Below are 24,500 nucleotides of genomic sequence, written 5' to 3' on the forward strand. Positions count from 1 at the left end.
GCAAACCTCAAACTTTTGCTAAAACAACACATAGAATTTAAAAACGGATCGCTACAAAGAGTTAGCGAAAATAAGTACGGTTAAATGCTTCTGGAAACGATTTACGGGATTTAAAGTTAATGATTCCAGCCCACCACAACATGTGTTTGAGCCGACCTTTGGGATAGTTATCTTTGACCCATGAATAGGCGAGAGCGAGAAGAATGGCGATTCCACCGATAAGTAACAGGTTCTTGCTGATGTGTCCGATAGCGATACCGACAAGCAAAATCCCCGCTGTATCCGACTCCATTCCGATCACCGATTGTTTGTCGTTTACTCGAAGTGGCACATAGGTTTGATTGTTCGGTAGTTGAGGACGAGCATCATTATTGATGTCTAACTTACTCATATGACCCCCTTATGTACTTCTGGGCCTCTTCTATAAGGCCCAGAGACATCTGTTGCTTTATACCGGAAGACCGGCAGTTAGCATGGTAGTGATAATGGTTTGAAGTTGCGCCAGCACCAGCATGATGATGACAGAAACACCAAGACCGATAAGGTTTGGTCGAACCATTGAGAAGATGATGATCCCTGCGAAAGAACAGAACGCGATAATTTGTCCAGGAACACCTTCAGCAAAGCTCACTAGTTCATCAAATAAGCCTTGGAACGCATCACCACCTGAACCGGCAATGGCCGAGACGGTAAAAAACATAAGCGCGAATGTAATTAAGCCGAGGTATGTCGTCTTTGAATCTACTTTTTGTACATCATTGACGTTGATTGTGTTTTGCATAGAAATATCTCCAATAATTCCGGTAAATACCTTTTAAGTAGGCCCTTGAATCATTGCAGGTAACCTAATTTTGAATTCCAAATAGTGAGCCGTTTTTTTAGGTTTATTTGTTTTTTTACATAAGCGCCTGTTATTTATGCTTATTTTTATGTGGCAAAATCTTGATTTATCCAAAATTTCATTGTTGACAATCAATATGCTTTATTGAGTTCCATGCATCGACCAACTGTGACTTTCATATTTCAGGCGGATGACGGGTTCTGAGTACAGAGCTGCAGCCAGAATAGAAAGGGCTTCGATGGCGATGATTTCAACCACCAGCGATACCAAACGGGGGGAGGTTTCTAGGTACTCTGACGAGGGGACGTTACTATCAATAGAGAGCGTTTCTGCCGAGGAGAAAAATCATGAATGAACGATATTTGGCTTTCAAACAATGGTGTCCAACTGGCACCAATTGGGAATTCATGGCTTTTATTGCTAAACGAAAAGCGGAGTTTACGGGTCAACCGGCTTGCTCGGGGCATATCTCTGACCAGAGTGCATTTTCGGCGTATATCAAAGATTGGGTATCCGCTAATACCACCAGCAGCGCCCATTCTTAGATTCCATTATCTAATGGGTTTCTTCATGTGTATGCGGTTTGTAAATTTCCGCTAATGATTTGGGACCTTTCTTTTTGGTCTTTTTGGTGGTGGCAGGGGAGTGGCTGTCGGTTTGTTGGATGGCTTTTTCGTGTTCTTTGGCAGCATCCGAGAACGCATTGCTTTTCATTGCGTTTTTTCGAAGTTTATTCAAGCGGTCGAGTTTTGCTTCAAATTCAGGCGTCATACTATATCTCGCTAGTTATGCACTAACTTTGTTATACGACGAAAACCATGACAGTTTAGCAATTTACAAGTCCATTTTGTTGAGTTGGTTAATTTCGGCTTTTGCTCTCGCTATTTGTCAATCTGTAAACTCAGTTAGATACAATGATGAGGGTATGGAACAACCGACGAGGGTAAACATGGATCGTGTTATTCAAGAGCAAATCCAACAATATGCATTCAAACGCTTTCCCATTTTGTCAAGAAAGCCTCTCAAACCTCTTGCTATCGGAACTGGTGCCGCTTTGCACCAAACGTTGTGTCAATCGTTCAGTCAGGCAGATGTTTCTTTTTTTCTGGACCGTTTTTTTACCGGCAGAGAGTACAAGTTGGCGCTGATCAATTGCTATCAAGCTTGCTATACCCGGTATAACCTCGATGGATCGCCATCATCAACGACAGTGAATGAACATGAGTTATTGGGACTCGCAAGGCATGGTATTTTCAAAAACAAAAAGGGACTCACGAATAAGGCCGCTCAATTGGTCAATGAACAAAAGCGCTACGTCTCTGACCGAAGGAAACAACTGAAGGACAAGGTTCTGAGATTGAAGCAGTCGGGTTTTAGTGATCAATTCTTGTTAGACCGACTGGGGAAGCGCATTCAACCATACCTGAAGGTCAACTCCAAGGCTGGTCAATTTTATTCGGAGAGCATGATCAGCGAAGCGCGAATGATGAGGGAACGCACATCTTCAATGACAGTGAAAGAAGTCAAAGTGTTTCAAAAATCACTGTATGACCAAGGTGTTCCCGTCTATCTCATACTAATGGCCACAAACCATTATGAACCTATGCTTTATGAATTGGTGAGAGATATTGAACCGGAAAGGAAGTACCCACAAGTCGCCTAACTGAAAAAGAGCACCATTAAGTGCTCTTTTATTTACATGGGAATAATCAAACTAATGCATGGTGGGCGTTGCTTCTGCACGCATGTTCAGTAATCGGAGAACCAATTTGTCGACCGCTCTTTTTTTCGTAAAACTGAGTTTTTCATACGGCACAGTGTCAAACAAATTGCACATTAAACCGGATTGTCCGTTTTGGTTTACATCGTGTGTTTCGGTGACAAAACCAGAGCCATCTTCATTGCGTTGAATTGGCCAGAATGTGCATGTTTCGTCTACACGGTCATTGACCAAAAACACCATATATTCTTGTCGTGTAGGCGACATCAAAGGTCGGATGTCGGGGTTGGTACTCATCCAAGCTTCTAGAACGAACGTGTATTTGAGCACGTTGAGTTTACCCATCAGTACGCGCAGCGCCATGGTCATCTTTTCTTTGCTGTCTTGGTCTGAGATTGGAAACGAATAAATGCGAACTTTGCCATCAGCACATTCCAATACGATTGATGGATCAGCAGTACTTCTTGCCTTGAGTAGATCGTTAGCGACGATTTTTTGATTATTAATGTCCATATTTGCCTCTCTTTGCCTCTTCAGGAGTCGGTCTGATTAGTATCAGTCGTAAGTAATTTCGTATTCATTGCCCTCTTGCCATTTCGTTTCAGTAATGATGTAACCGACTCGGTTAACCCAATGGCAACCATTCACAATTACCCACTTACTGTCGACAGGCTCACCCAGCTCATCTTCTTCTTCGTCGATATCAATCTCGATGATCGTCCAGACTCGACTGGCGTCGGTTGTTTTGATGGTTTCTAGGTCGTTGCCATAGGTTTCGAATGAGATGCATTTGTCATCAAGGAAGATGGCGCTACCCCCATTCTCATTGATGATTGGTTTAAAGGATTCCACCCATTGTTCAAAAGTCAGGTTGTTCATGCTGCATCTCCGTGATTGGCGTTAGGGATACTTTATTCGATGAATGGACGGGTTCCCCCCATATTGGAGTTCAGAGTCGATATCGTTTGACTTGCCAGAGTGAGTGGGGGGAAGAGAGAGAGGTTGAACCTATGCTTTGGTTGTCATTACACACAAACGAATGGAGAAATCACATGGCAATGTTTTGGGGCAACGTCTGGTATCAAGTCATTCATGATGAGCTCGCATATTGCGGCATTCTTATGCTATCGAAGTACCCAAGTGCTCATGGTGGCTACGACAGTCAAGGCAACGAGATTGTAGAAGTGCTCATGCCTTCGTTACCTGAAAATTCAGGCTTTTCCTTCATTGAGCATAAAGACCAACGATCAGCGATGCTGGCCTACAAAAGTCATATCTTAGATAAATCCAGATCGGATCTGCTTGCTCACCTATGGGTGGTCAATGACACTCAATGTGATCTTGATGAGTTTAAGGTTCAGCTGAAATCTGACCCTGACCATGTTCAGTATTGGAAATCGAAAATTGCCACCAGCAAGGAAACCATTGAAGACTTTCAACTTAAAGCCAAGAACTTGAAGCAAATTCGTAAAAGTAAAATCAAGGAATTCCTCGAAAGCGAAATTGTGGACATCGCGACAAAGCACGCTCACGAACTGGCATAACCTAACTGGAACGGGGCGTGGGCAGCACCCAGTCCCTAACGTTTTAAATTGGAGATAGACATGAAACAACCGTACTTAGTCGTTACTCACGCAGAAGGTTTCGAACCAGAATCATACCTTGTTTATGCCACGGACGAAGACATGGCATGGAATAGGCTCCTTCATTGGCTTGAAACCAACCAGTTGCTTGATGGAACGACCGAGCAATACCTCGACCATTGCAAACTATTGGATGACATGCACAGAACAGCAGTTGAAGCTCCGAATGAGGTATGTCAGTTCGATGCTACGTATGAAGCGCTGGATTTAGAGTTCTTAGAAGCATTCGCTCGTGATTCCCTGCCTGAAACGGAAGCCGCTGTTTTGTCGTCATTGATGGAAAAACTCAAAGCTGCTCATGAAGCTCGTTATTGCTAATTGATACCTTGTTCGATTCTTTCTCTTAAGACCTTGGAGATCATGACATGAAAGTTGATGTGTATCTGAACTTACATCGCTCCACCGATACGACGCGTGTGTATTCTATTAGGTCACGAGAGAAAGAGTCTTATGGAAAGGTGATTGGCTACTCTTCCTCAGTGTCATTGATTGACTGTGAGTTTGTCGTAAGCGAGAAGGGGCAAGTAAGGGTTAAACGAGAGCAATCAAAATTGGTGCATGCCGTCATCCGAGGTACGCTAATTGATTTTGAGCCTTTTGAAACAAACGCTGCGTCATATGTAGGCTATTGTCCCTATCAATCACAAGCTCCACACTTTTATTGCATTGAAACGGCGAAATTCAGCTCATCTGAAAACAACACGCCGATCTATCGTGCTCTACGTGTTAACTGTTTGCCAAACTATGTGTTAGCCATTCAGTAACTACCTGATGTTTGCTGGTGGCTTACATTCAAGGACTTAGGCAGTCGCATCGAAAGCACAGGCATATGTCATTGGACTCCCCCCATTTTAATTCACCTCCCCCCGTCTTTTTTTGTCCATTCAGAGCGGCAGGTATAGACTCATTCAAAGCAACTAAGTGAATAACACAAGGGATTGAACATGGAACAAGTAATTGCAGCACCTCAAACGAATCAGACCGATAAAGCAGCGATATCAACAGTACCTAGCCAACAAGAACGTAATGAAAATCTAATCGCTCAGTTAGCCTTGGTTATTACCCTTAAAGGTCATGACTTCGACGGTATCCTTAATTTTGGTGCAGTAGAGGTCGTACCGACAAATGGGAAGCCCTTTCTATTGGATATCATCACGACTCAAGGCTACAACGAGTTTAGTGAAGGTCAGCCGGTATTAAAGACTTACAGCACCTTTGAATCATTGACGGAAACCATATTGATGTTTTCTGACGACTATGACTACGACTTCGAACAACCACTCGCTGAGATTTTGCCTCATGCGTTGCTGAGAACGAATCTAAATGGATGTGACGCTGGACCGGACGATGAGGTGGCATGCTTGGTTAAAAATGTGGCGCGAGTCTGTGATATGCGTTTGGTGAACCTGACAACGGAGCAGACAATTGGAACGGTCGTACAAGACGATTCCTTGTAACACTTTAAGCAGGAATGAAGGCAGTCGATGTGGATAGTCACGTCGATTACCTTGGATTAGCGAAGTTTAATATCAGGAAATTACTATGAAAAAATCATCTGTAGAACGTCACTTAACAGACCAGCAGCGAGCTGAGGCTGATGTCAAAACGGTATATCCTAATGCGGTTAAGGCTGAAAAAGATAAACTTGAGGTAGGACACATCCTATGCAATGGCTCTCGTGTTCCTTGCCTGATTGTCACCGAGGAGATGTTGGCTAGGGATGAGTTGAACATCGACTTCTTTTTTATCGTTGGACACACCCATGCTTCATACATTTACGATGGTTTAGTTTAATTCTGTTAAGGACGAAATGGATAGGCTCATTTTTTGCGGGCGAATATCGATAGGAAATATTTTAAGCTGATCTTTCCGTTATCATCAATGAAGGGAAAAGGGCTAAACAAAATAGCAGCTAGAGGCACGAGAACAACGATTGCCGTTAGTATCCCTGCCACCAAAACGCTCATGAATGGGTCCATCTCAGGAGCCAGAGCCAGTATGTCCAAGTACAATTGCTTGATGAGCGTATCCCACGATTGTGTGAGTACAAATCCCTGTGAAACAAGGCTAACTTCCACCAGCCCCGCTTTATCCGTTATCACCGCCATCCAAGTACTAATGAAGCTAATGATGAGTAATATAAGCACTAAGCCTACTTCGTATTGTTCAATATTGTTCATACTGTTGATGTCCTGTCAGTGCAAGAATTTGATGAATCGAAATTGAACCTTACCCTAACTGTTTGGGCTGTAGTCTAAACAACGAGAGGAAAACGGTCTGCTAATTGACTGGGAACGCTCATGCCGATCAAACAAGATGACACAAAATCATTGAATGTCGTTGAAGACGCTCGGGGCTGGTGGTTCATACCTGGGGTGGATTTCGGGCGTTGATTCGATGGCAGGCTCTGAGTCGTAAACTCACTCTGTTGGCCAAGGCTCACTTTATTTCCTCCACCAGCATGCATCACGGCAACGTAATAGAATGCTCTTTGATGCAATACGAAGCCGTGGTCAGGCTTTCATTCTCCATTTCAAAATACCAATCACAATAGTTCTCCTGCTGATCTTGGCTCGCTTCGTCGAGTACTACTTTTAGCTCATCGCAGTTCATCGACGGACGTTCAAGCTGCTCTTCAACAAAGAGGTCTGGGCAAGAATGGATGATACGCTGTTTCACGTAATCGAATATGTAACCCAAAGCGTCGGCATAATTGTTGGAGATGTGCGGTTCCAGATCGTCGCTCGATACGCCATCAGACTTGCTGCCATGATGGTAGTTCGATGAGTACACGGTAATGGTTTGGCTCATGTTCTGCTCCTTGTTCTTGAATGACGGTTTATGTACCTGAACTTTCATTCTATGGCTGCACACTATTTTTCCCCCCTTTCGAGCAATGTGTGTAGGGCATATATAACGCCAAACCCCAAATGGGGGGAGAAGCAAGTCAGGGGGTGGATACTGGAGATATCTAACGAACAGAGTGAGATATTTCATGCAAACATTTAAAGCGGAACTGCACTCGGCATTCACATCAAAGACAGTTGAATTTAAAACGGACAAAACAGGTCTAGCTCTAGTGAGGCTTGCTAAAAAAGAGCTCAATTGTACTGGCTATAAGCTACAACTTGTTGTTCATTCCGGTGACTTCAAGCAATGGGTAGCACCTGATTTCAGTATGACGTTAACCCCCATTCATTGATTTGGTGGTCAAGGTCGCGTCGCGTTAATTGAGAGCGCATCCAGAATAAAAGGGCTTTACGATGAGTAAGAAAGAGTGGGCTATTTTCAAGACGTGCCGGAAGCGTGATCAAGGTAATTGCGGTTCAGGCAACGTTGAGTTTGTTAATGTCATTGAAAGAGATTTGGGTATACATGTCAGTCGCGATGCGGCGGTGCGTGCCTTGGTTGTCAACTACTACCCTGAACTCAACGACTCAGATATCGAGCACATTAAGAGGGTATCAAAAGAATTTCTAAGAGGGACAATGGGACACTACAAGATCATGACTTGCTAGGTAAAGGTCACTGATGTCTATGGTCCACGTTCAAAGAGCCCTGCAACGGCTTTCAGTGATGTGTGCGTCTTGTGATGTCATGGACTGAAACTGAAATGATACTGTCTGTGTGAGAGAACACTACATATTCTAATCCCTGCGTGCAGTCATGGGCAGGCAAGGCTCTTCCCCCCACTTCCCCCCGTAAATGCCTCAGAAACCCTAAATCATTGACCATCACCTGGTTCTGGGGGGAACGCATTTTGGACTGCGCATAATAAACCTGTCCTCAACAAAAAACAGGTTCTTACTATGTCTATCAATACAGCAACGAATACAGAAGAAAACACAGCAACGATTTATGAAGTCCTTGATAAAGCGAATAAGTTCACAGGCTTCGGCGTAAGACTGAACGGTCATGCGGCAGATGAGTTCGGTATTGATACCGATGAAAGCTTTGGCAATTCAGAAGAGGCTCATGACTTTGCAGAGCAATGCAAATATGAAGCGGGAGCAACCATTGTTTGGGCCTGCACAAAACCGTGGTGGGCATAGTATGAGTATTCAAGCGAGTCCCGAAATGGGGAAAATGATCTTTGTTAATCCCGAGCACATGCAGGGGGTCACGGTGACTGACCTTCCTGATGATAAATTGGCTGTCATAGAGGAAATAACAATTCCAAAGTTTTGCTATGACAACAGCGCTCTGGCTTTGAATTTACTGAATGCAGACAGTGTGGTTTACGGGGTTGCGATGGTCAATTGTGGCGGCACTTGGCTACCGGTAGAACACTGCTGGCTCAAACTGGCTAATGGCGAGTATGTAGACCCTACCTATCAAGTCTTGGCCAAACTTAACGAGCGAAAGTATGAATTTATCTATTACAAACTCTTTGAAATAACATCAGATTTGATTAGTGAAATGAAACAGACTTATGGTGAACTGAATCGCTTTGTTGGCGTAGAGATGATGTGGTTCAGACGCTCGACGGAGTATCGACATTATTTTCTAGGTTGATAGTTGATGTCAGGGCTTTTTAGTGTGAATTATTATGCAGCTATATTCACTTGCTTGATTGTCATTCAGAGGATTTGGGGGTATAACCCCCGTGTATTTTTTAACCAAATCGATGCCTTAGAAATCCAACTGCATAAACTGTGCATATTTTGACCTGCCATTTCCGTTCGATTACCTTCCCTCACTGTCCTTCGATGACAACACATCTTCTTTCGATGACAGCTTGGATAAAAACGAATAGGTCGTAATCACAATCAAGGCCATTATCAGTAATGGTATTAGTACCATCCCCATCTCTATCCAAAACGCACTGACACCTGTTTTTTCTGCTGTGAACTCAACTTGTGCATCCAACGCCTCTTGCATTGCTCCATGTGAAATTGTCATACCTATCTCCTATCTTCTGAATTGTATTCGCACTCGTGTTCCCAATGCGGCTTAGGCTAAAGCATTCTGTGTTTGGTCTGTGAAGTTGAGAGCGGCTGTTGGGTCATGAGGGAATGGACGTGCCGGACTTTTGAAGTACATATGACATTCGTCCATGATAATGATGGGCTTTCCCGCACGTTTGTTTTTAAAGAAGGCACCTCGGGGGAGTTGATCATTTGGATGGAGTTTGTGCTGCCACTCTTTAAACGCTGCCGTTTTTAATCGATACGCCTTGTCTTGTTCGGCTTTTTTCATAATACGTTTTAGTTGTGCCGTAGTGGGGCTCATTTGTGTATGCAACATCGCAGGTTCCTTATCGTTAGTTTGTTAGTGAGTCGTCCAGCAATGACAATGGCCAAGCATACGACTCGATTTGTTGGAAGGCGACTTCAATGTTGTTATGCAGCTCTTCTAGGCCCATCGATTTAGCACAGCGCTCTTTGGTGACAAGGACATCTTCTAGTTTGGCCTCTGCTAAGGATTGTTCGAGGTTCTCTCTGGTAACCTGTTTGCCATGATTTAAGCAATTCTCTCGATACTCAGCCACCAGCACGATATCAGCTGGGTGAGCGGTAACCCAATTTTCAATGACTGACATCTCAAGGTGGTTTTTACTCGCCATGAGTTGGCCTATTTGACCGAATGCTACGATGACTATCGTTACCAATACTGCGAGGGTTGATTTAAGGGTAAGAAACGTGATTTTCTTTAGCATTATGCTCTCTCCAATTGAGGTGATATCCACTTATAACAATTAAGGCTCGGCACCATTTCAATTAACAGCAGAGATTCCGGTATTTATTTGCATTGAAGTTCGGTAACGTGTGCATCTTCGATGTCCTCCCAGGATGTTGAAACAGGTTTGGGTTCGGATAGGACGTCGTAGGAGCCATCGTAACGCTGCTTGGCGGCATAACCGATGTAGAGCTCACCGATACGTGGTTTGTTATGGGAATCACTGTATGGGTTGACTGGCTTATACGGTCGGTCATTGAACAGCATGCCTATGACTTCTCCGTCTTGGTCAATGAGCCCGAGAAATTTGTTGCCGTTGTAGTGAACAGGCACTGCTGCAACGGACATTGCACTTGTCGAGATTTTGATTTCGCCTTTGAGTTGTGTTGCCATGCTAACCTCAAGTTTCATTGGTGGAGATGTGACGTTCTTGTGTTTGGGTACTAGCGACCCTCTTGGCCGCTAGTTTATGGGTATTGGTGTCGTAATTCCTACGCGGCTATTGGTAAAGCGTAGTTCAACGGGATGTGCTTGATGTTGGCTGAAACCAATGCTTTTGCTACTGGTGGACAAACAGAATTACCACAGCGTGCAACCTGTTTGGCTTTGCTGATTTTCTTTCCATTTTGGTCAAATTGAAATTGATAGTTTTTTGGGAAGCCTTGAGCTAAGAAGAGTTCATGAGGCTCTAGCATTCTCATGCCGATATCGAGCACTCGATAGATAGCACCGTGCATCTTAACCATGACTTCGCCCTGAACGACAACAAGCCCAAATCGCTCTTTGGTGGTTAACGTGTGAACTGGCGTATTGATGTCAGTGCCGAAATTCGAACCGAAATACTTAATGAGAAAGCTGTTGACGATCCCTAAATGATTGCCACCTGCGCTTACTGTATGAGCCGGTTCACTCACTGTATGCCCGAGGTTGGTGCCTCTCATCTTAATAACGTGACTGGTAGTAACTGTGTCCACGTCTTCACCAAAAAGGCGATCATATTCAGCGCGTGTTCCTCCCCACTTCTCCGTTGACTGAATCCACTCTTCATACGTAGGAATGATGGATTTTTCGACGTTCGCTGTGACCAGTGCGTTGTGGTCGACGCCTGTAATGGTCGCTAGAGGATCATCGATACTCGCGCCAGCACAGCCCGTAAAGTGCTTGGCCATGAACGCTAACAGCTCTTGTTTATTGTCTTTGACCGATGGCGAGTCACTGTTCTGCTCGTTGGAATAAGCTTGCTCTAAATCGGCTGAAACGACCGCAAAATGACCACCTTTGACCTGAGCGCAAATGGTTCTTAATGGCTCATCGATTGGCATATTGCGTTGACTGCTTGCATTGGCGTGTTCGGTAATGAACGGACGCTGGTTCTTGTGTTCGACGATATAGGGGGAATCAGATTCAAAGACGAATTTTTGTAAGCCCTTGGCGATACGGGCCATGGTTTTCTCTACCAATGGTTTTTTGCGATTGAATATCGATTTCACAGGGATAGTCCAATCAATGACGTCGGCAGCGACTCTTTGCGGCACTAATTGTTTATTTAGAGCTGGATCACCGTGAGTAATCTCTGGCCATTCAATCGGTTGTCCGTCATTTCTCATGACCATAAACAGACGTTTTCTAATGGTTGGTGCGCCATAGTCACTGGCCACGAGTTCGCGGAAATCTACGTCGTACTTAAGCCCTTTGAAGAGTTTAAGTTTCTGTTTGATGTTGTATTGAATCCCGCATGCCTGTACGCACTCTCTCCATGAAGGGTCACGAGGAGATAATCCGACAGTCAGGGCTTTGATGAAATCTTCGAATGTCTCTCCCTTACGGTCAGGGTCTGGTCGCCAGTCGCCGTTGTCGTCTTGCAATAAGGGACCCCATGTACGGAATTCCTTAACGTTCTCAAGAAAGTTAACGCGGATTGGAACACGAAGCGCCCATTTGATGACAACCCAAGCTAACCCACGAATTGCTTGATTGACGGGCGTACCTCCTTTTGCAATGGAAAAATGGGTACAGTCGGGTGACCACCAAGCTAATCCAATCGAATTTCCGCCACTACGAAGCAAGGCTTCTTCTGGGTCCACATCCCAAATGTCCTCACAGTAATGCTGTGCATTGGGGTGGTTCATCTTGTGCATCTCGATGGCGTCTAAATTATGATTGATCGCGATGTCTACAGAGCACCCTAAAACTTGCTCGATACCTGTACTGGCACCACCGCCACCAGCGAAAGAATCCAGTGCGACTTCGCCAGCTAATAAGCCAAAGGCTTTCCCCATACTTTTTGTTACTTGGTTTTTGTTCATTAGGGTTCCCATGGTTCACCTCCAAGTGGACATTGTTCATTTGGCTGTTACTAAGAAAAGGTCAGCAGTTGAATGAACAATTTAGCTCGCCATGGTGGGCTATCCCCCCATTTCTTTGTTCGCTGGGGATTGGATAATGGCTTGTGCGATTTTAGGGGGGAGGTGAGGGTCATAGATCAGTATCTGCACTACTAAGTGTGGTGTACTCATTCTTAAAGCCGTACTGTCAACTGGCTATGGCCGTAGGCGGTTTTGCGGGAGGCAAGAGGTAGGAGTCACATTGCTAATCCTGAACGGAGCCCTGAGTTCTAATCGATCGTGAAAAAGCGATATTTATAGTGGGAACGCATGCGTGGGTAGTGCGACCCCACTATAAATACATCAATCGCTGTGCTCACAACGCCGTATGTCAAAATACTTAAACATTGCTGCATACTTCAACACTGCCACTCTTTACTCGACGATGAACGACAGTTCGGTTTCAGTGATTTTCACTTTAAGGTTTTTCCAAGAGTCGTCAGCTAAGGTCTTCTCAAGCGTGCCTAAAGGGAGGTGTTCGCCAAAATCGTCGCCACCTGCGATGTCCCTTGATTTATCCCACCACTCATCATCATCCAACTTAGGATCACACCCATTGGCATATTGAATGTTGTTCTCAAAGTCATTGTTTTTTTGACTGCCAACGGTTTGACCAATGTACAAGCCTTGATCTTTGGCAAGGAAAAACAGGGTTTTATTGTGCTTCTTACAGAATTGGACAAGTTCTTCCACTTGCTTACGAGTAAAGATTGCGATTCCCATAATGAGTCCCTTTTTTTGTGGATGTCCTATCAAACTACGCGAGCAAATTGGGGGGAGCAAATCAGCACAAGGCGGAAACGGGGGGAGAAATGAACCGAGCAGAAATTATGTGGGGAAACTGTTGGCATCATAAATAGCCTTCGAATCATTGCAAGACATGACTTAAAGCGCCTGTGATTAAAGTGTGACATAGCTCTCGTTTTTAAAAGCAAACATCGAACCGGGTTTAGGCCGGGATTTCAGAAAAAAGGTAAGGTAATTTTTGTTGGCCAGCACCACCATTCATTTCTGACATTCAAGGAAATACCATGACAAGTTCAAGTACGATCAACCAAATAGACAGACGCGTGGCACAAGCACTCGACGATAAAGAATGGGGCGATGCTCGCAGTTGGCTCGACGAAATCGATCCCCAAGGTCGCACCAATGTAGAACAATTAAACGCATTGAGTGAAGAGGTTCGATGGTCATTCGATGAAGTCGGCTGGGGGTACTTCGAATAACTCGACGTTACCTGGGTGAGCTCAGATAGCTCACCCTTTCCACCATTCATTCGTATTGCCATTAAATCAACTTCGTTAATTATCTCTCCCCCGTTTCATTGACTATCCATTGTCATGATTGCCCTGCCAGCCAGTTCGGGGGGAGTGGCATTCAGTTCTCCCTATGATTGGCCATAACTTATGTACCAAACATAACTTGGAGATTGACGATGATTAACTCTATCCAAAGCGATATTCAAAAGTTCACTGAAACAAGCAGTATGGAGCTCTACTTATCACTGGCTTTGTCTACCTGCCATCTCACACAAGAAGACTCTGAACGCTTGAGCTTATTGAGTCAACAAGATGGCCCCGTTAACGCACACGTTTTAGAGCGTGAGTATGGTTACTTCATTAAGCTGCAAGCCGCTGACCCCGATGTCGTAATGAACACCGAAGCTCGAACGCTCAATAATATCGACGGGATGAGTGACGCCTTCAATCAAATCATGGCTTGGGCAACCGGCAACCGAATCGGCTTAATTGAATTCGACCGAGACGCAAATCAAATCCCTTTGTTTGAAACATTCGAATGGTAACTGCCAATTCGCTTAACCATTGGTGTACAGCCTAATGGTTTCTTTCCATCTATACACACAACCCAACTACTCACAAATACCACTAAGGTGACGATCATGACAGACCCAATTCCAATGCAAGACATCGACACAGAACCACAGACCCAAGACTTATTAACGCTAGGGGAACTTAAAGCCTTCATTGATGAGGCAATAGCGAACGGGAGTTCAGAGGCGACCCCTGTGTATAACACGGGTATTGAAGGTGTTTCAGTGAGGCTCAATGACGCTGGTGGTCTGTGTCTCGACGAATACGGATACGAGCTCGACTAATACTGAGGTGACATATGAGCATTATTTTGTTTAGCAGCACGCATCATGGGGTATTACGAACCACATTTTCGAAACAGAGCTATCGAAGTCGTGCCATTTACATGAGCATCGATGACAAGCCACCTCGGTTTGTCATCAATCACAATGTGTCGTTGGACAATGGTCGTGTTGTACCTATCGATAACCTTGAGTGTGTGAAGCGTATGACTCAACAGTTGGTACAGACTCAAGGGAGGTTCTTCGCGCTACATGGTAAGTTCGATGATCCGTTTGCCCTGTTGTCGTATATGCAGAAGTACCAGCTGACTTTCTCTGAAGACTCGCGACATCTTAAGGTGGCGGTGTCGAGTGAAGGTTTTACTGACATTCGTGGCAACTTAGAGCAGCAGTCTTGTGCTTTCAGTTATCGGTTCTATTGCGATGATACGCTAGGAGAATGGCTAGAAAGGGCGCTTTGCGTTGATCCCAATACGATGAAGCATTGGGAGAGAATCGCATGAGCACACCACTTAAGAACCAACTTCACAAGGTCATTGAAGGAATGCGATATCAATTTGGGACGCATTCCTTTCTCGACATGTTCATTGACCATTGGTGTTATTTACACACGAACATGTACCCACCAAGCGAGATGGTGATGGGGCAATTAAAAGCACCGGATGTTGAGAAAGATTGTCAGTTGATGACTCACTTGATCACGACATTGGCCGTTGAAGGCGGAGAAACGGATGTATTAGGGGATTTGCTGTCGAAGTACTCTAGCTTGGCGAAAAGTAATGACTTTTTTCCAACGCCGATAGAGTTAGCAAAACTGATGGCCGGTTTGAATCGCGGTAGTGTGAAGACGGATGGTGAGTCCATTTCCCTTTATGAGCCTTGTGTTGGCTCTGGTGCCATCACCTTGTCTTTCATTGAGAATGAATACTTTAATAACCTCGATAAGCCAAGCCCATTGGCGCACTTGTCTGTTTGTGTCGAAGATATTTCTGGGTTGCTGTGCAAAGCGTTCTTCATTCAGTTACTTCTGAAGTTGCAATATCTCGAACAGGCTGGTGGTAAGCCTGCACTTCCTGATAGCGTGTCCATACAACAGATCGATGTCATTTCTAGAAACGCAAGTAAGGTTCAATTTTACTTGGAGTCACCGAATCGCACAGGATAATACCTGGCGCAATTGAATAGAAAGAGTGGCGGGATGGACAAATATAAAGCCCAATCATTGTAATCGATGATTGGGCTTTACGCGTTCAGTCAATGAAGTGTAACGATTGAACTCGAATCTTCTGGTGCATATTGGACTAACCAGTTTTTGTATATGAAGTAGGATGAGACAGTGGATACATACTCATCGTTCTTCACGGCCCACTCCTGATAGGAGAGGTTTAATGAAGCGGTTTTTTTAGCTGCGCAGTATTCTGCTTTTAAAAAGGCAGTGAGGGATTCGAAACTAAAGTCTCGGATCTGGTAATGTTCCAAAAACATAATGATATTTTCATCAAACGTTTCAAATGGATTCGATGTGGTGTTTAGCTCGTGCGTATGATGTAGTTGCATAATATTAACTTAGTCATCTTATCTTTTTGTTAAACCAGACTTACGTATGGCTATAAATGTTTAGGAAATGTTTAGACTTACACCCCTTTACTTTTAATCGGATATATCAACTTGTTTGCAACGTTTGACGTGGTTAGCTTTTTTCTTTGTTCAGTGCCTTCTACGAAAGGCTTTACCCATCTTTCATTCAGGTTTTGAATGGTTGTGAGTGTTTTATTTATTTTTTGTTATGTGATTATAGCATTCATTATAAAGTCGTTTGCTTTACTAATGATATTGAACTTCCGTCCATGTAAAACAGTATGCAGATGAGTTTGGTTCAAAATGTCAATTAACGGAAAGAATTTGAAGACTTAGTATAAATTTTTGAATAAAGGTAACAATATAGCGACCGTTATAGTTCACCCAAGAATTTATCTAAGTCGTGTACTCCATTTCCTAACGCCATTTTAAGTGTTTTGTGTCATAGCACTCATATGCATTAATATCTGTTTACCAAGCAAGACAGCTTGCATCAAGAAAATAAGGTATAATTTGGACTCATTCTCATAAAAGAGACAGGGCGGATTTTGGTAATCCCAACCTTACTTCCGTTTTTCAGTGTGAAGATAAAACAAACCGATTTCGTTTCATGAAATTAAACCTCGAACCAACTACGGTTACCCCCCGTTTAATCCATGAACCCTTTTGAATACTTGGACGATTCATACATCGGGGGGATACGGGCAAAAGGACTTACATAATACTCCCATCCACACAATGAGAGAGGTAATTATGGAACGTTTTAAAGTTGTTGATTCAATTTCTAAGTCGTTAGATCGAGGTGAGGCCACGTTCATTATGACTGCCAGCCCAAAGGGTAATGATTATGTGTATTCTGTTGGTCTATCCGTCAGCACGGATAATCAGTTCGAGATCGCCCTCACGGGTTTAAGTCCGGATCAAATGCACTTCTTTGGTAATCATTTTGCTAAACACCTCAAAGAACGTGTGATTGAGTTAGATGAGCCTATCACTTATGTAGAAGAGGTATTCAATGTGCCGGTTGCGTTGGTTAAAGTGTCTCAGGACTGTATGCTCGATGGGACGTTCACTGTCGCTGAAACCACACTGGGTATGAATGAAAAGCAAATTCCGATGTTTCAACTGGTTTTACCCGATCCCAATGGTCGCTTTCCATGGCAAGAGGGCGTTGATGCAAAGTGGAAGTTATATCAAAGTATCTTTTTCGATGTGGCTCAATTTGAAAAACTGTATAACTGAATACTGGCAAAGTCGTGTCACCATGATTCGACTGGTATTTGACCAAGGATGGACACTATAAATCAATGAACAGCTATGTAATTCCATGTAGTAAACGGGCGGGATCTTATTATATCCAGATCCCGACTGTTTGGTCTGATAAGCCAATTCTAAAAGAGTACTTTTCCAGTTCCCGATATAAAAATCCTGAAAGGGCTGCACAGCAACAGGTGAAAGCGTTATTGGCTCGCATCTACGGCGACAGACGTGTACACGAGTAAAAAAGTTTCACACTCAAGCTCTGCTAATTCATTGATTTTATGTTGGTGGAAAACACCTCTGAAAAATAAAGTATCATACTGAGCGATCATCACTGCCAAAAGCTAGGTTAGATTGAGTAATAAAGTGTCATACTATTCGAGCCGATTTACGGCTATCAGCCGATTTACGGCTATCCCTACCTCATTTATGCCCCATTATTAGCTTCACCAAAGCCTTATCAGTGAAGTAGTAAGTTTCCTTATCTTGCATAAATACTCATTTATCGAAATCCGACACAAAACTACAGTTTTGCCACGATATTTGATATTGTTACAAAAACAACTATTGAGTGAATCAGGATGATTTCAGGTTTAAATGGTGGAAACTGCATTCTTAGCTCTATGGCGAAAGAAAGAGTTAAAAGCGGCATTCTAGATCAGGCGCAAGTTGTGGGCTGTAAAGGTGCATACACGGTCGTATTTAACGGGATGGAGTGGAATGGTGAGCCGCTTGTACTGAGCAGTTCAAGGCAACCTTATGAGGCTCGTATCTTCAAGAGTTTAGACGGTGCTATCGCTGAGTTATTGCGTATTGGGCTTACAGAAGCATCTATTAAAATTACAGCTAAATCAGACAACGATTAGTCACAAATCATTGAATTTGGAACAAAGATGAACATTAAAAAAGAGACAGTATATTCAAACGTTGAGACAGCCAATAGCAAACAGCTTGCGATTCTCAAGAAACACTTCCCAAACTGCTTTGATCGTGATGGTAATTTCATTCAAGAGCGAATGCTTGAAGTTGTTAATGACAATGACATTGAGTTATCAAAAGAAAGCTACTCGTTGAATTGGTTAGGTAAATCATACTCTCGTTTGCTGGCGAACTTACCACCGAAAACCTTGATTCACGCAGATGTAGATCACAACGCTCAAGAGCAACATAAAGACAGTAAAAACTTGCTCATCAAAGGCGATAACCTTGAGGTGCTGAAGCATTTAGTTAATGCCTATAGTGAGAAGGTTAAGATGATCTACATTGACCCACCATACAATACTGGATCAGATGGTTTCGTTTACAATGATGACCGTAAATTTACTAAAGAACAGCTTGCAGATCTTGCTAGTCTTGATATCGATGAAGCTGAACGTATTTTAAGTTTTTCAGATCAAGGCTCTAGCAGCCATAGTGCTTGGCTCACGTTTATTTACCCTCGACTGTATGTGGCTAGAGAACTTCTTCAGGAAGACGGTGTAATTGCCATATCAATAGATGAAAATGAGTTTTTTACTCTTAGAACAGTGATGAATGAAATTTTTGGCGAGAGTAATTATTGTGGGGAAATTGTCTGGAAAAATACATCAAAAAATGATCAAAAATATATATCATTTCAACACGAGTACATTCTTGTATATACAAAAAGTAAAAATGGAAATGAAGGGAATTGGACTGAGAAAAAAGGTGGCTTAGATGAAATCTATAAAGCTTTTGATAAGTTCTATAAACAATATGGAGATGATTGGAGTCAGATTCATAAAGAAGCGTTAGCTTGGTATAAAGGATTTCCACAGTCTAGTCCAGTATTTTCGAGTAAACATTATAATTGGATGGATAAAAGGGGAGTTTATTTTGCTTCTGATATATCAGGTCCCAATGATGGTCAATATGTATATGATGTACTCCACCCTGTTACTCAACAGCCTTGCAAGCAACCATCAAGAGGTTGGTTCTGTCCTGAATCAAAAATGCTTGAACTCATAAAGCAAGAGAGAATCCATTTTGGTGAAGATCATACGAAAGTACCTAATAACAAGACTTATCTAAAAGAAACTGAGAACCAAAGCTTAACTAGCTTGAGATTTACAGACAGCCGTGCCTCTTCTAAGAGACTGAGTAAATTGATGGGTGGAAAAGTGTTTACAAACCCTAAAGATGAGTTGCTTTTAGCTGAATTAATGAAAGCTCTTGGGGTAGCAAATGAAGATATAGTTTTAGACTTTTTTGCTGGTTCAGGAACAACGGCTCACTCAATTTGGTATTTGAATGAAAAAGAAGCAGCGAACTTAAAATTTGTTCTTGTTCAATTAGATGAAAAGTCAAAAGTAAAATCAGAAGCTTATAAAGCAGGGTATTTGAGTATTTTCGATGTGACCAAAGAGAGATTAAATAGAACAGCTAAGATGTTTAAAGAAGAAGTGTCTAATGATGCTATGGACTTAGGCTTTCAAATTTTTGAAACAGTCGAAGATTTCCGTATTGAAGAAGATGACAAGGAACTAACCTTATCTAACCTTACTATGTTTGATGATGTTCTTTTGACTGATGAGCAGTATCAAACCTTGCTGACTACTTGGGCTTTGTACGATGGTAGTGAGTTAACGACTCCGATTTACGATATTGATCTCGATGGCTACACAGCACATCTGTGTGATAGACGTTTGTATATGATTGCTCCAAACTTTAGTAGCAATGCGCTCAAAGCTTTACTTCACAAGCTTGATGATACGGATGACAAAGATTTTGATCCAAACAAGATCGTTTATTATGCAAACAACTTTGACAGTGTTAAGCAGATGGAGTTGAACGAAGCACTGAAGAGCTATGCAAATAAGAAATCTATCGAGATTGATGTGGTGGTACGTAACTAATGAGCAAAGGTTTTACTTTTGAAAAGAATCTGCCACACCAAAAAGCAGGTGTTGACGCAGTTCTTAATATGTTTATCGGTGCAGAGCCACAAATCGATGACGATCAAAGTGTTCGGCTCTTAGCGAACCCAGAACTCGTTATTACCAAGCCGCAGCAACGTTCAAACATAAAGGCTATTCACGAATTTAATGGTATCGAGCACAGCAAAGAGCATTACAACGAAAATAGTAATGTGATTGATGTCTCGATGGAAACGGGTACAGGTAAGACCTACACCTATACCAAAACGATGTTCGAGCTGAACAAAGCTTTTGGTATCAATAAGTTTATCATCATTGTACCAACGCTTTCGATCAAAGCTGGTACGGTGAACTTTCTTAAAAGTGATGCGCTTAAAGAACACTTTAGAGAGACAGAGCGTGAACTTAAAACGTATGTTGTTGAAAGTAAAAAATCGTCTAAGAAAAACACCAAATCGTTTATGCCACAAGCGATTCACGATTTTGTAGAAGCAAATAATTACAACAAAAAATACATTCACGTAATGGTGATAAACTCAGGAATGGTTAACTCTCCATCTTTGACGGAAGTATATGACCGTGGTTTATTGGATAACAGGTACAACACACCGATTGAAGCAATTAGTGCCGTAAAGCCGTTCGTTATAATTGATGAACCGCATAAGTTTCCTAAAGCAAAGACTACGTGGAATAACATTGAAAAATTCAATGCTCAAAGCATCATTCGCTATGGTGCAACGTTTAATGAGGATTACGAAAACCTTGTTTATCGTTTGACGGCCGTTGACGCATTTAATGATGATCTCGTTAAAGGCATTAATACTTTTATTGAGGAGATGGTCGGTGATGATGTTGCTAGTTTGACGCTCAAAAAATCGACTACAAAAGAGGCAAGCTTTGAGTTAAATGAAAACGGTACAAAGAGCACTATCAAAGTTGGTAAAGGTGAATCATTAGCCAAGGCTCACACTGAAATTCACGACCTATACATTGAGACTATGAACACAAAAATGATCGTTCTGAGTAATGGTGTTGAGCTAAAAGTCAATGAATCAATCAACCCATACTCATACTCAGATACGCTAGAAGATAATATGATGCGTAGGGCGATTAAAGAGCATTTCAAAGTTGAGAGAGAAATGCTGACACAACGCCCACGAATCAAACCTCTGACTCTGTTTTTCATAGATGACATCGAGGGCTATCGTGACGGGAATAACATCTCTGGAAGCTTGAAAACCAAGTTTGAAGAGTGGGCTTTGGCTGAAGCTAAGGCACTACTAAAAATCGAAACAGATGAGTTCTACAAGCGGTATTTGGAAAGAACTATTGCTGATGTAAGTAGTGTTCACGGTGGTTATTTCTCGAAGGATAACAGTGATAAAGACGAAAAAATTGAGCAAGAGATTAATGAAATTTTGCACGATAAAGAGCTGCTTTTGTCTTTAGATAACCCTAGACGATTCATTTTCTCGAAGTGGACGCTTAGAGAGGGCTGGGACAACCCAAATATCTTTACCCTTTGTAAGTTACGTTCAAGTGGTAGTACAACATCAAAGCTACAAGAAGTGGGTCGAGGCTTACGTTTGCCAGTTAATGAATATATGGCTCGTGTGAACGGTGAGTTTAGGCTGAACTACTTCGTAGATTTTACTGAGAAAGATTTTGTTGCATCTCTAGTTCAAGAAGTGAATGAGACATCATTCAAAGAGACTGTCCCATCTAAGTTGACTCAAGAGCTTGAGGATAAAATCTTATCTAAATACCCTGATCTTGAGGCTTTGGATTTGATGATGGACCTACTTGGAAAAGGGATCATCGACAAAAGTAAAAACTTACTCGGCGCAACGGCTTATACGCAGTTAAAAGAGACGTATCCTAACGCCTTTCCTAGCGGTGTTAAGAGCGGAAAAATCAAAGTTGCCACAGAGGGAAAAACTCGTTCCAAAATGCGAGTTGGCAAGTTTGATGAGCTAAAACAACTTTGGGAAATGATCAATCAAAAGGCAGTATTAGAGTATAAAATCGCCAGCGAGAATGATTTTCTAAAGCTCTTCACTACCTATTTGCTTGAAGAGTCTGAGAAGTTCAAAAAGACTGGCGTTCAAACACGTATTGAAAAAGTGTATGTGAGCAATGATACGGCAATGTCAAAAACAGTATTTGGTGATGATGATGACTTCACTAAGTTCTGTACTATGACATACAAAGAGTTTGTTAATCGCCTATCGCAAACGGCATTTATCAAACCATCAACGCTGCACAAAGCATTTGTAGCCGTGCAAGGCACGATTGATATTACTGATTATTTGAACATTCAAACCATCAGAAAGATGAAATCAGGCTTTAGTAAGTTCTTGTTACATAACTCATTTAACAAGTTTGGGCTAGGGTATAACATCATTTCCAACAGCCTACATCCAACTAAATTTACTGATGAAGCAGGTCAAGCTCTGAAGGATGTTACAGCAAGTGATCTCGGTGTACATTCGGATCATTCTTTACCACCACTGGACAGCTACCTCTTTGAAGATGTGTTTTATGATTCTGAGCTGGAAAAGCTCAACATTACCGATGGTGAAATTGAGTCTGTATCAGTTTTTACCAAGATCCCAAAAAACTCAATAAAAATCCCTGTAGCAGGTGGCTATAGCTACTCTCCTGACTTTGCTTATGTAGTTAAGACCAGTGAAGGGGATTACCTAAACTTCATCATTGAAACTAAAAATGTCGAAGGAAAAGATACGCTTAGAAAAGAGGAAGAGCGTAAAATCAAGCACGCTAAAGAACTGTTCAATCAGATCAGTAAAGAAGTGAAGGTTGAGTTTAAAACTCAGTTTGCTGATGATGTGATTTACGATCTAATCAAGCAATCTGTTAGTGCTTAGAGTTTGCTGTTTAAAGGGGAGGTGAAGCCTCCCTATTCATAATGGTTAAATTTCTATTCAAATTTATCATTCACCCTCTTCAATATTGGAGTGATTGTTCTAAACTGTTTTTGTCCAAAAATGAGCTAGTTGTAGAGGTCATAACCCAAAAACTAAAGGCAGCGAGATCGGATCTTTGCTGCCCTTGAGTATGATACTTTATTCCTTAGTATGACACTTTAATACTAGGTATGAAACTTTATTACTCTCGTACAAGACGCGCTTTATTGATACGTTCGAACCCTCAATGGGTACAGAAACTTAAATATGGGTGCCAAGTGTCGGTAAGAGAATCTAGGCTCCATTCTAGAGGAAAAGCCTACGATGCCTTTAACTTATCTTGGACCGAATTTTCATGTAATGAACATGGGAAGTGGTCGTCCAAACGAAAGAGAACGTCGAGGATGTTTAATGCAGTGAATAAAGTAGAAATCGCCCACAAAGTATCTTTATTTATGGCCGAAATTCGTGCAGAGACAACGGCCAGTATCCTTCATGAATCGGCATTAAATTTTGAGTATGACCTGAGTGAGTCTGCCCACCCCGAGAGTTAAGAATCGAGAGGGTGGGAAGTCATTCCAGTGAAAGCGGAGTGACAGAAATAGAAAATAGCAGTTCGTACCTTTGCCTATTTAAAGCTCGGTTTCTCCACTATACAAAAGAACCCCATTCTCACCTTAGAGCAGGCTTCCAAAAAAGCTTCTGCTTCCTCTCGACTGACCGTGTAATTATGGACATGGAGCGCTTTGTAATGAGTAGGAGTGATCACGTCAAAATGCTTCAGTACCCAGTCGGGCATCAAACACTTGATTGAGCGTTTCATGGTATTGATACCCCCACCTTTAGCGCCAAGCTCTTTCATTTTGTTTTCTAAATATTTTCCTTCGGCCACTATCGCGAGAATGCGTTCATCCGGTGTTTCAAGTGAGTAATGTGGGATTTGAACTAAATGCTGGTAGTCTGAATGACCATTTTCTCTGGGCAGTTGGTTTTGGTTGGGCTGGCTTGATAAGTATCGTTGTAACTCAACTTCAGGTGAAAAGTTTACCATTTCTTTGTGGTGCTCAGTAAGATCCCCATCAATCAATCCCCTTGATTCGTATAGGCGCTTCAGCTTATCGGCTACTTTCTTGCAACATTCCGCGTCGAACTTGTTCGTCTCATGGTCTGTTAGAGACACTTTGTGCAAAATGGTATGTGTGTCAGATATTGTGTCGCTGTCGAAAGATACAGGACGAAGATGCTTCAAACTAAGCTCCTCGGCGTGTCTATCACGTTCATTTCCTGTTTTCTTATTACTCATAATGACGCCCAACTGCATTAAGAATTACATGATAAAATTTTGATAGTTTTCAACATAGTAATTAAGGGTTTTCGTATTGGCAAATCACCAAATAAGATATTGCTGTTTACCGAATTATGTGCATAACCATGGTTAATGTGAGGTATTTTATAAATAGT

The 24,500-nt window shown here is 42.4% G+C and carries 34 protein-coding genes; 20 read left to right on the top strand and 14 right to left on the bottom strand.

Translation table 11 applies throughout. From position 1 onward, the window contains the following. Positions 1-61 precede the first annotated feature (61 nt). Together BCT81_RS04595 and BCT81_RS04600 are read right to left on the bottom strand one after the other, a co-directional pair. The gene (locus tag BCT81_RS04595; RefSeq protein WP_081230239.1) at positions 62-391 is read right to left on the bottom strand and encodes a type IV conjugative transfer system protein TraL; all 330 of its coding nucleotides are present in this window, start codon (positions 389-391) and stop codon (positions 62-64) included. A 57-nt stretch (positions 392-448) separates the two neighbouring features. Next, on the bottom strand, positions 449-781 hold the full coding sequence (locus BCT81_RS04600; RefSeq protein ID WP_081230238.1) for a hypothetical protein: 333 nt from the start codon (positions 779-781) through the stop codon (positions 449-451). Between the two features lie 407 nt (positions 782-1,188). On the opposite strand from BCT81_RS04600, the gene BCT81_RS04605 reads away from it, so the two are divergent. Next, complete coding sequence (locus BCT81_RS04605) at positions 1,189-1,386, top strand: hypothetical protein (RefSeq protein ID WP_081230237.1); 198 nt, start codon at positions 1,189-1,191, stop codon at positions 1,384-1,386. Between the two features lie 10 nt (positions 1,387-1,396). Here BCT81_RS04605 and BCT81_RS04610 read toward each other — a convergent pair whose 3' ends face one another. Then, a complete protein-coding gene (locus tag BCT81_RS04610) occupies positions 1,397-1,612 on the bottom strand; it encodes a hypothetical protein (RefSeq protein WP_081230236.1) in 216 nt (71 codons plus the stop codon). Between the two features lie 154 nt (positions 1,613-1,766). On the opposite strand from BCT81_RS04610, the gene BCT81_RS04615 reads away from it, so the two are divergent. Further along, positions 1,767-2,504 carry a hypothetical protein gene (locus tag BCT81_RS04615; protein ID WP_102423370.1) on the top strand — a complete coding sequence of 246 codons (738 nt, stop codon included), beginning with the start codon at positions 1,767-1,769 and terminating at the stop codon, positions 2,502-2,504. Between the two features lie 51 nt (positions 2,505-2,555). Here the strand turns inward: BCT81_RS04615 and BCT81_RS04620 are convergent, their stop codons facing one another. Together BCT81_RS04620 and BCT81_RS04625 are read right to left on the bottom strand one after the other, a co-directional pair. Further along, positions 2,556-3,074, bottom strand: a complete 519-nt coding sequence (locus BCT81_RS04620; RefSeq protein ID WP_102423371.1) for a hypothetical protein — start codon at positions 3,072-3,074, stop codon at positions 2,556-2,558. Positions 3,075-3,116: 42 nt separating this feature from the next. After that, the gene (locus BCT81_RS04625; RefSeq protein ID WP_102423372.1) at positions 3,117-3,440 is read right to left on the bottom strand and encodes a hypothetical protein; all 324 of its coding nucleotides are present in this window, start codon (positions 3,438-3,440) and stop codon (positions 3,117-3,119) included. 173 nt (positions 3,441-3,613) lie between these two features. Between BCT81_RS04625 and BCT81_RS04630 the strand changes: the two genes are divergently transcribed. The 5 genes from BCT81_RS04630 to BCT81_RS04650 all read left to right on the top strand — a co-directional run bounded on the left by BCT81_RS04630 (position 3,614) and on the right by BCT81_RS04650 (position 5,998). Further along, positions 3,614-4,105 carry a hypothetical protein gene (locus BCT81_RS04630; protein ID WP_102423373.1) on the top strand — a complete coding sequence of 164 codons (492 nt, stop codon included), beginning with the start codon at positions 3,614-3,616 and terminating at the stop codon, positions 4,103-4,105. Between the two features lie 60 nt (positions 4,106-4,165). Next, complete coding sequence (locus BCT81_RS04635; protein WP_102423374.1) at positions 4,166-4,522, top strand: hypothetical protein; 357 nt, start codon at positions 4,166-4,168, stop codon at positions 4,520-4,522. A gap of 47 nt (positions 4,523-4,569) precedes the next feature. Continuing rightward, positions 4,570-4,968 (top strand): hypothetical protein, encoded by a 399-nt coding sequence (locus tag BCT81_RS04640; RefSeq protein WP_102423375.1) that lies wholly within the window; start codon positions 4,570-4,572, stop codon positions 4,966-4,968. Between the two features lie 180 nt (positions 4,969-5,148). After that, a complete protein-coding gene (locus BCT81_RS04645) occupies positions 5,149-5,661 on the top strand; it encodes a hypothetical protein (protein WP_102423376.1) in 513 nt (170 codons plus the stop codon). An 85-nt stretch (positions 5,662-5,746) separates the two neighbouring features. Then, a complete protein-coding gene (locus BCT81_RS04650; RefSeq protein WP_102423377.1) occupies positions 5,747-5,998 on the top strand; it encodes a hypothetical protein in 252 nt (83 codons plus the stop codon). 26 nt (positions 5,999-6,024) lie between these two features. Here BCT81_RS04650 and BCT81_RS04655 read toward each other — a convergent pair whose 3' ends face one another. Together BCT81_RS04655 and BCT81_RS04665 are read right to left on the bottom strand one after the other, a co-directional pair. Continuing rightward, positions 6,025-6,384, bottom strand: a complete 360-nt coding sequence (locus BCT81_RS04655; RefSeq protein ID WP_102423378.1) for a hypothetical protein — start codon at positions 6,382-6,384, stop codon at positions 6,025-6,027. A 286-nt stretch (positions 6,385-6,670) separates the two neighbouring features. Beyond that, positions 6,671-7,015 (bottom strand): hypothetical protein, encoded by a 345-nt coding sequence (locus tag BCT81_RS04665; RefSeq protein WP_102423380.1) that lies wholly within the window; start codon positions 7,013-7,015, stop codon positions 6,671-6,673. A gap of 184 nt (positions 7,016-7,199) precedes the next feature. Between BCT81_RS04665 and BCT81_RS04670 the strand changes: the two genes are divergently transcribed. The 4 genes from BCT81_RS04670 to BCT81_RS04685 all read left to right on the top strand — a co-directional run bounded on the left by BCT81_RS04670 (position 7,200) and on the right by BCT81_RS04685 (position 8,719). After that, positions 7,200-7,406 carry a hypothetical protein gene (locus tag BCT81_RS04670; RefSeq protein WP_081230226.1) on the top strand — a complete coding sequence of 69 codons (207 nt, stop codon included), beginning with the start codon at positions 7,200-7,202 and terminating at the stop codon, positions 7,404-7,406. Positions 7,407-7,467: 61 nt separating this feature from the next. Next, positions 7,468-7,722 carry a hypothetical protein gene (locus tag BCT81_RS04675; protein WP_081230225.1) on the top strand — a complete coding sequence of 85 codons (255 nt, stop codon included), beginning with the start codon at positions 7,468-7,470 and terminating at the stop codon, positions 7,720-7,722. Between the two features lie 291 nt (positions 7,723-8,013). Beyond that, complete coding sequence (locus BCT81_RS04680) at positions 8,014-8,256, top strand: hypothetical protein (protein WP_102423381.1); 243 nt, start codon at positions 8,014-8,016, stop codon at positions 8,254-8,256. 1 nt (position 8,257) lies between these two features. Beyond that, a complete protein-coding gene (locus BCT81_RS04685) occupies positions 8,258-8,719 on the top strand; it encodes a hypothetical protein (protein ID WP_102423382.1) in 462 nt (153 codons plus the stop codon). A gap of 171 nt (positions 8,720-8,890) precedes the next feature. Here BCT81_RS04685 and BCT81_RS04690 read toward each other — a convergent pair whose 3' ends face one another. From BCT81_RS04690 to BCT81_RS04715, 6 genes are all read right to left on the bottom strand, one after another. Further along, positions 8,891-9,106, bottom strand: a complete 216-nt coding sequence (locus tag BCT81_RS04690; RefSeq protein ID WP_102423383.1) for a hypothetical protein — start codon at positions 9,104-9,106, stop codon at positions 8,891-8,893. 51 nt (positions 9,107-9,157) lie between these two features. Next, entirely contained in the window at positions 9,158-9,451 is a 294-nt protein-coding gene (locus BCT81_RS04695) for a hypothetical protein (protein WP_102423384.1), read from the bottom strand. A gap of 16 nt (positions 9,452-9,467) precedes the next feature. Beyond that, positions 9,468-9,863 carry a hypothetical protein gene (locus BCT81_RS04700; RefSeq protein WP_102423385.1) on the bottom strand — a complete coding sequence of 132 codons (396 nt, stop codon included), beginning with the start codon at positions 9,861-9,863 and terminating at the stop codon, positions 9,468-9,470. 83 nt (positions 9,864-9,946) lie between these two features. Then, complete coding sequence (locus tag BCT81_RS04705) at positions 9,947-10,276, bottom strand: hypothetical protein (RefSeq protein WP_133152546.1); 330 nt, start codon at positions 10,274-10,276, stop codon at positions 9,947-9,949. Positions 10,277-10,374: 98 nt separating this feature from the next. After that, on the bottom strand, positions 10,375-12,189 hold the full coding sequence (locus tag BCT81_RS04710; RefSeq protein ID WP_198596842.1) for a DNA cytosine methyltransferase: 1,815 nt from the start codon (positions 12,187-12,189) through the stop codon (positions 10,375-10,377). A 453-nt stretch (positions 12,190-12,642) separates the two neighbouring features. Beyond that, positions 12,643-12,990, bottom strand: a complete 348-nt coding sequence (locus tag BCT81_RS04715) for a DUF3085 domain-containing protein (protein ID WP_102423387.1) — start codon at positions 12,988-12,990, stop codon at positions 12,643-12,645. A gap of 308 nt (positions 12,991-13,298) precedes the next feature. Between BCT81_RS04715 and BCT81_RS04720 the strand changes: the two genes are divergently transcribed. From BCT81_RS04720 to BCT81_RS04765, 9 genes are all read left to right on the top strand, one after another. Continuing rightward, entirely contained in the window at positions 13,299-13,493 is a 195-nt protein-coding gene (locus tag BCT81_RS04720; protein WP_102423388.1) for a hypothetical protein, read from the top strand. Positions 13,494-13,702: 209 nt separating this feature from the next. Continuing rightward, on the top strand, positions 13,703-14,071 hold the full coding sequence (locus BCT81_RS04725; protein WP_086715010.1) for a hypothetical protein: 369 nt from the start codon (positions 13,703-13,705) through the stop codon (positions 14,069-14,071). 96 nt (positions 14,072-14,167) lie between these two features. Further along, a complete protein-coding gene (locus tag BCT81_RS04730; protein WP_102423389.1) occupies positions 14,168-14,383 on the top strand; it encodes a hypothetical protein in 216 nt (71 codons plus the stop codon). Positions 14,384-14,397: 14 nt separating this feature from the next. Further along, positions 14,398-14,883, top strand: coding sequence for a hypothetical protein (locus BCT81_RS04735; protein ID WP_102423390.1), 486 nt, complete (start codon positions 14,398-14,400; stop codon positions 14,881-14,883). Continuing rightward, positions 14,880-15,545 (top strand): hypothetical protein, encoded by a 666-nt coding sequence (locus tag BCT81_RS04740; RefSeq protein WP_102423391.1) that lies wholly within the window; start codon positions 14,880-14,882, stop codon positions 15,543-15,545. Before BCT81_RS04735 ends, BCT81_RS04740 begins: the two co-directional genes overlap by 4 nt. 1,166 nt (positions 15,546-16,711) lie before the next feature. Further along, positions 16,712-17,200, top strand: a complete 489-nt coding sequence (locus BCT81_RS04750; RefSeq protein WP_157938846.1) for a DUF4262 domain-containing protein — start codon at positions 16,712-16,714, stop codon at positions 17,198-17,200. Between the two features lie 599 nt (positions 17,201-17,799). Next, positions 17,800-18,084 (top strand): hypothetical protein, encoded by a 285-nt coding sequence (locus BCT81_RS04755; protein ID WP_241908159.1) that lies wholly within the window; start codon positions 17,800-17,802, stop codon positions 18,082-18,084. A gap of 27 nt (positions 18,085-18,111) precedes the next feature. Then, the gene (locus BCT81_RS04760) at positions 18,112-20,091 is read left to right on the top strand and encodes a site-specific DNA-methyltransferase (protein WP_102423393.1); all 1,980 of its coding nucleotides are present in this window, start codon (positions 18,112-18,114) and stop codon (positions 20,089-20,091) included. Beyond that, complete coding sequence (locus BCT81_RS04765; RefSeq protein ID WP_102423394.1) at positions 20,091-23,000, top strand: type III restriction-modification system endonuclease; 2,910 nt, start codon at positions 20,091-20,093, stop codon at positions 22,998-23,000. The genes BCT81_RS04760 and BCT81_RS04765 overlap by 1 nt, the downstream gene beginning before the upstream one ends. Before the next feature lie 667 nt (positions 23,001-23,667). On the opposite strand, the gene BCT81_RS04770 is transcribed toward BCT81_RS04765, so the two are convergent. Further along, positions 23,668-24,342, bottom strand: a complete 675-nt coding sequence (locus tag BCT81_RS04770) for a hypothetical protein (protein WP_133152548.1) — start codon at positions 24,340-24,342, stop codon at positions 23,668-23,670. Positions 24,343-24,500: the final 158 nt, after the last annotated feature.

The sequence above is a fragment of the Vibrio sp. 10N.261.52.A1 genome (assembly GCF_002876325.1).
GTDB lineage: Bacteria > Pseudomonadota > Gammaproteobacteria > Enterobacterales > Vibrionaceae > Vibrio > Vibrio chagasii.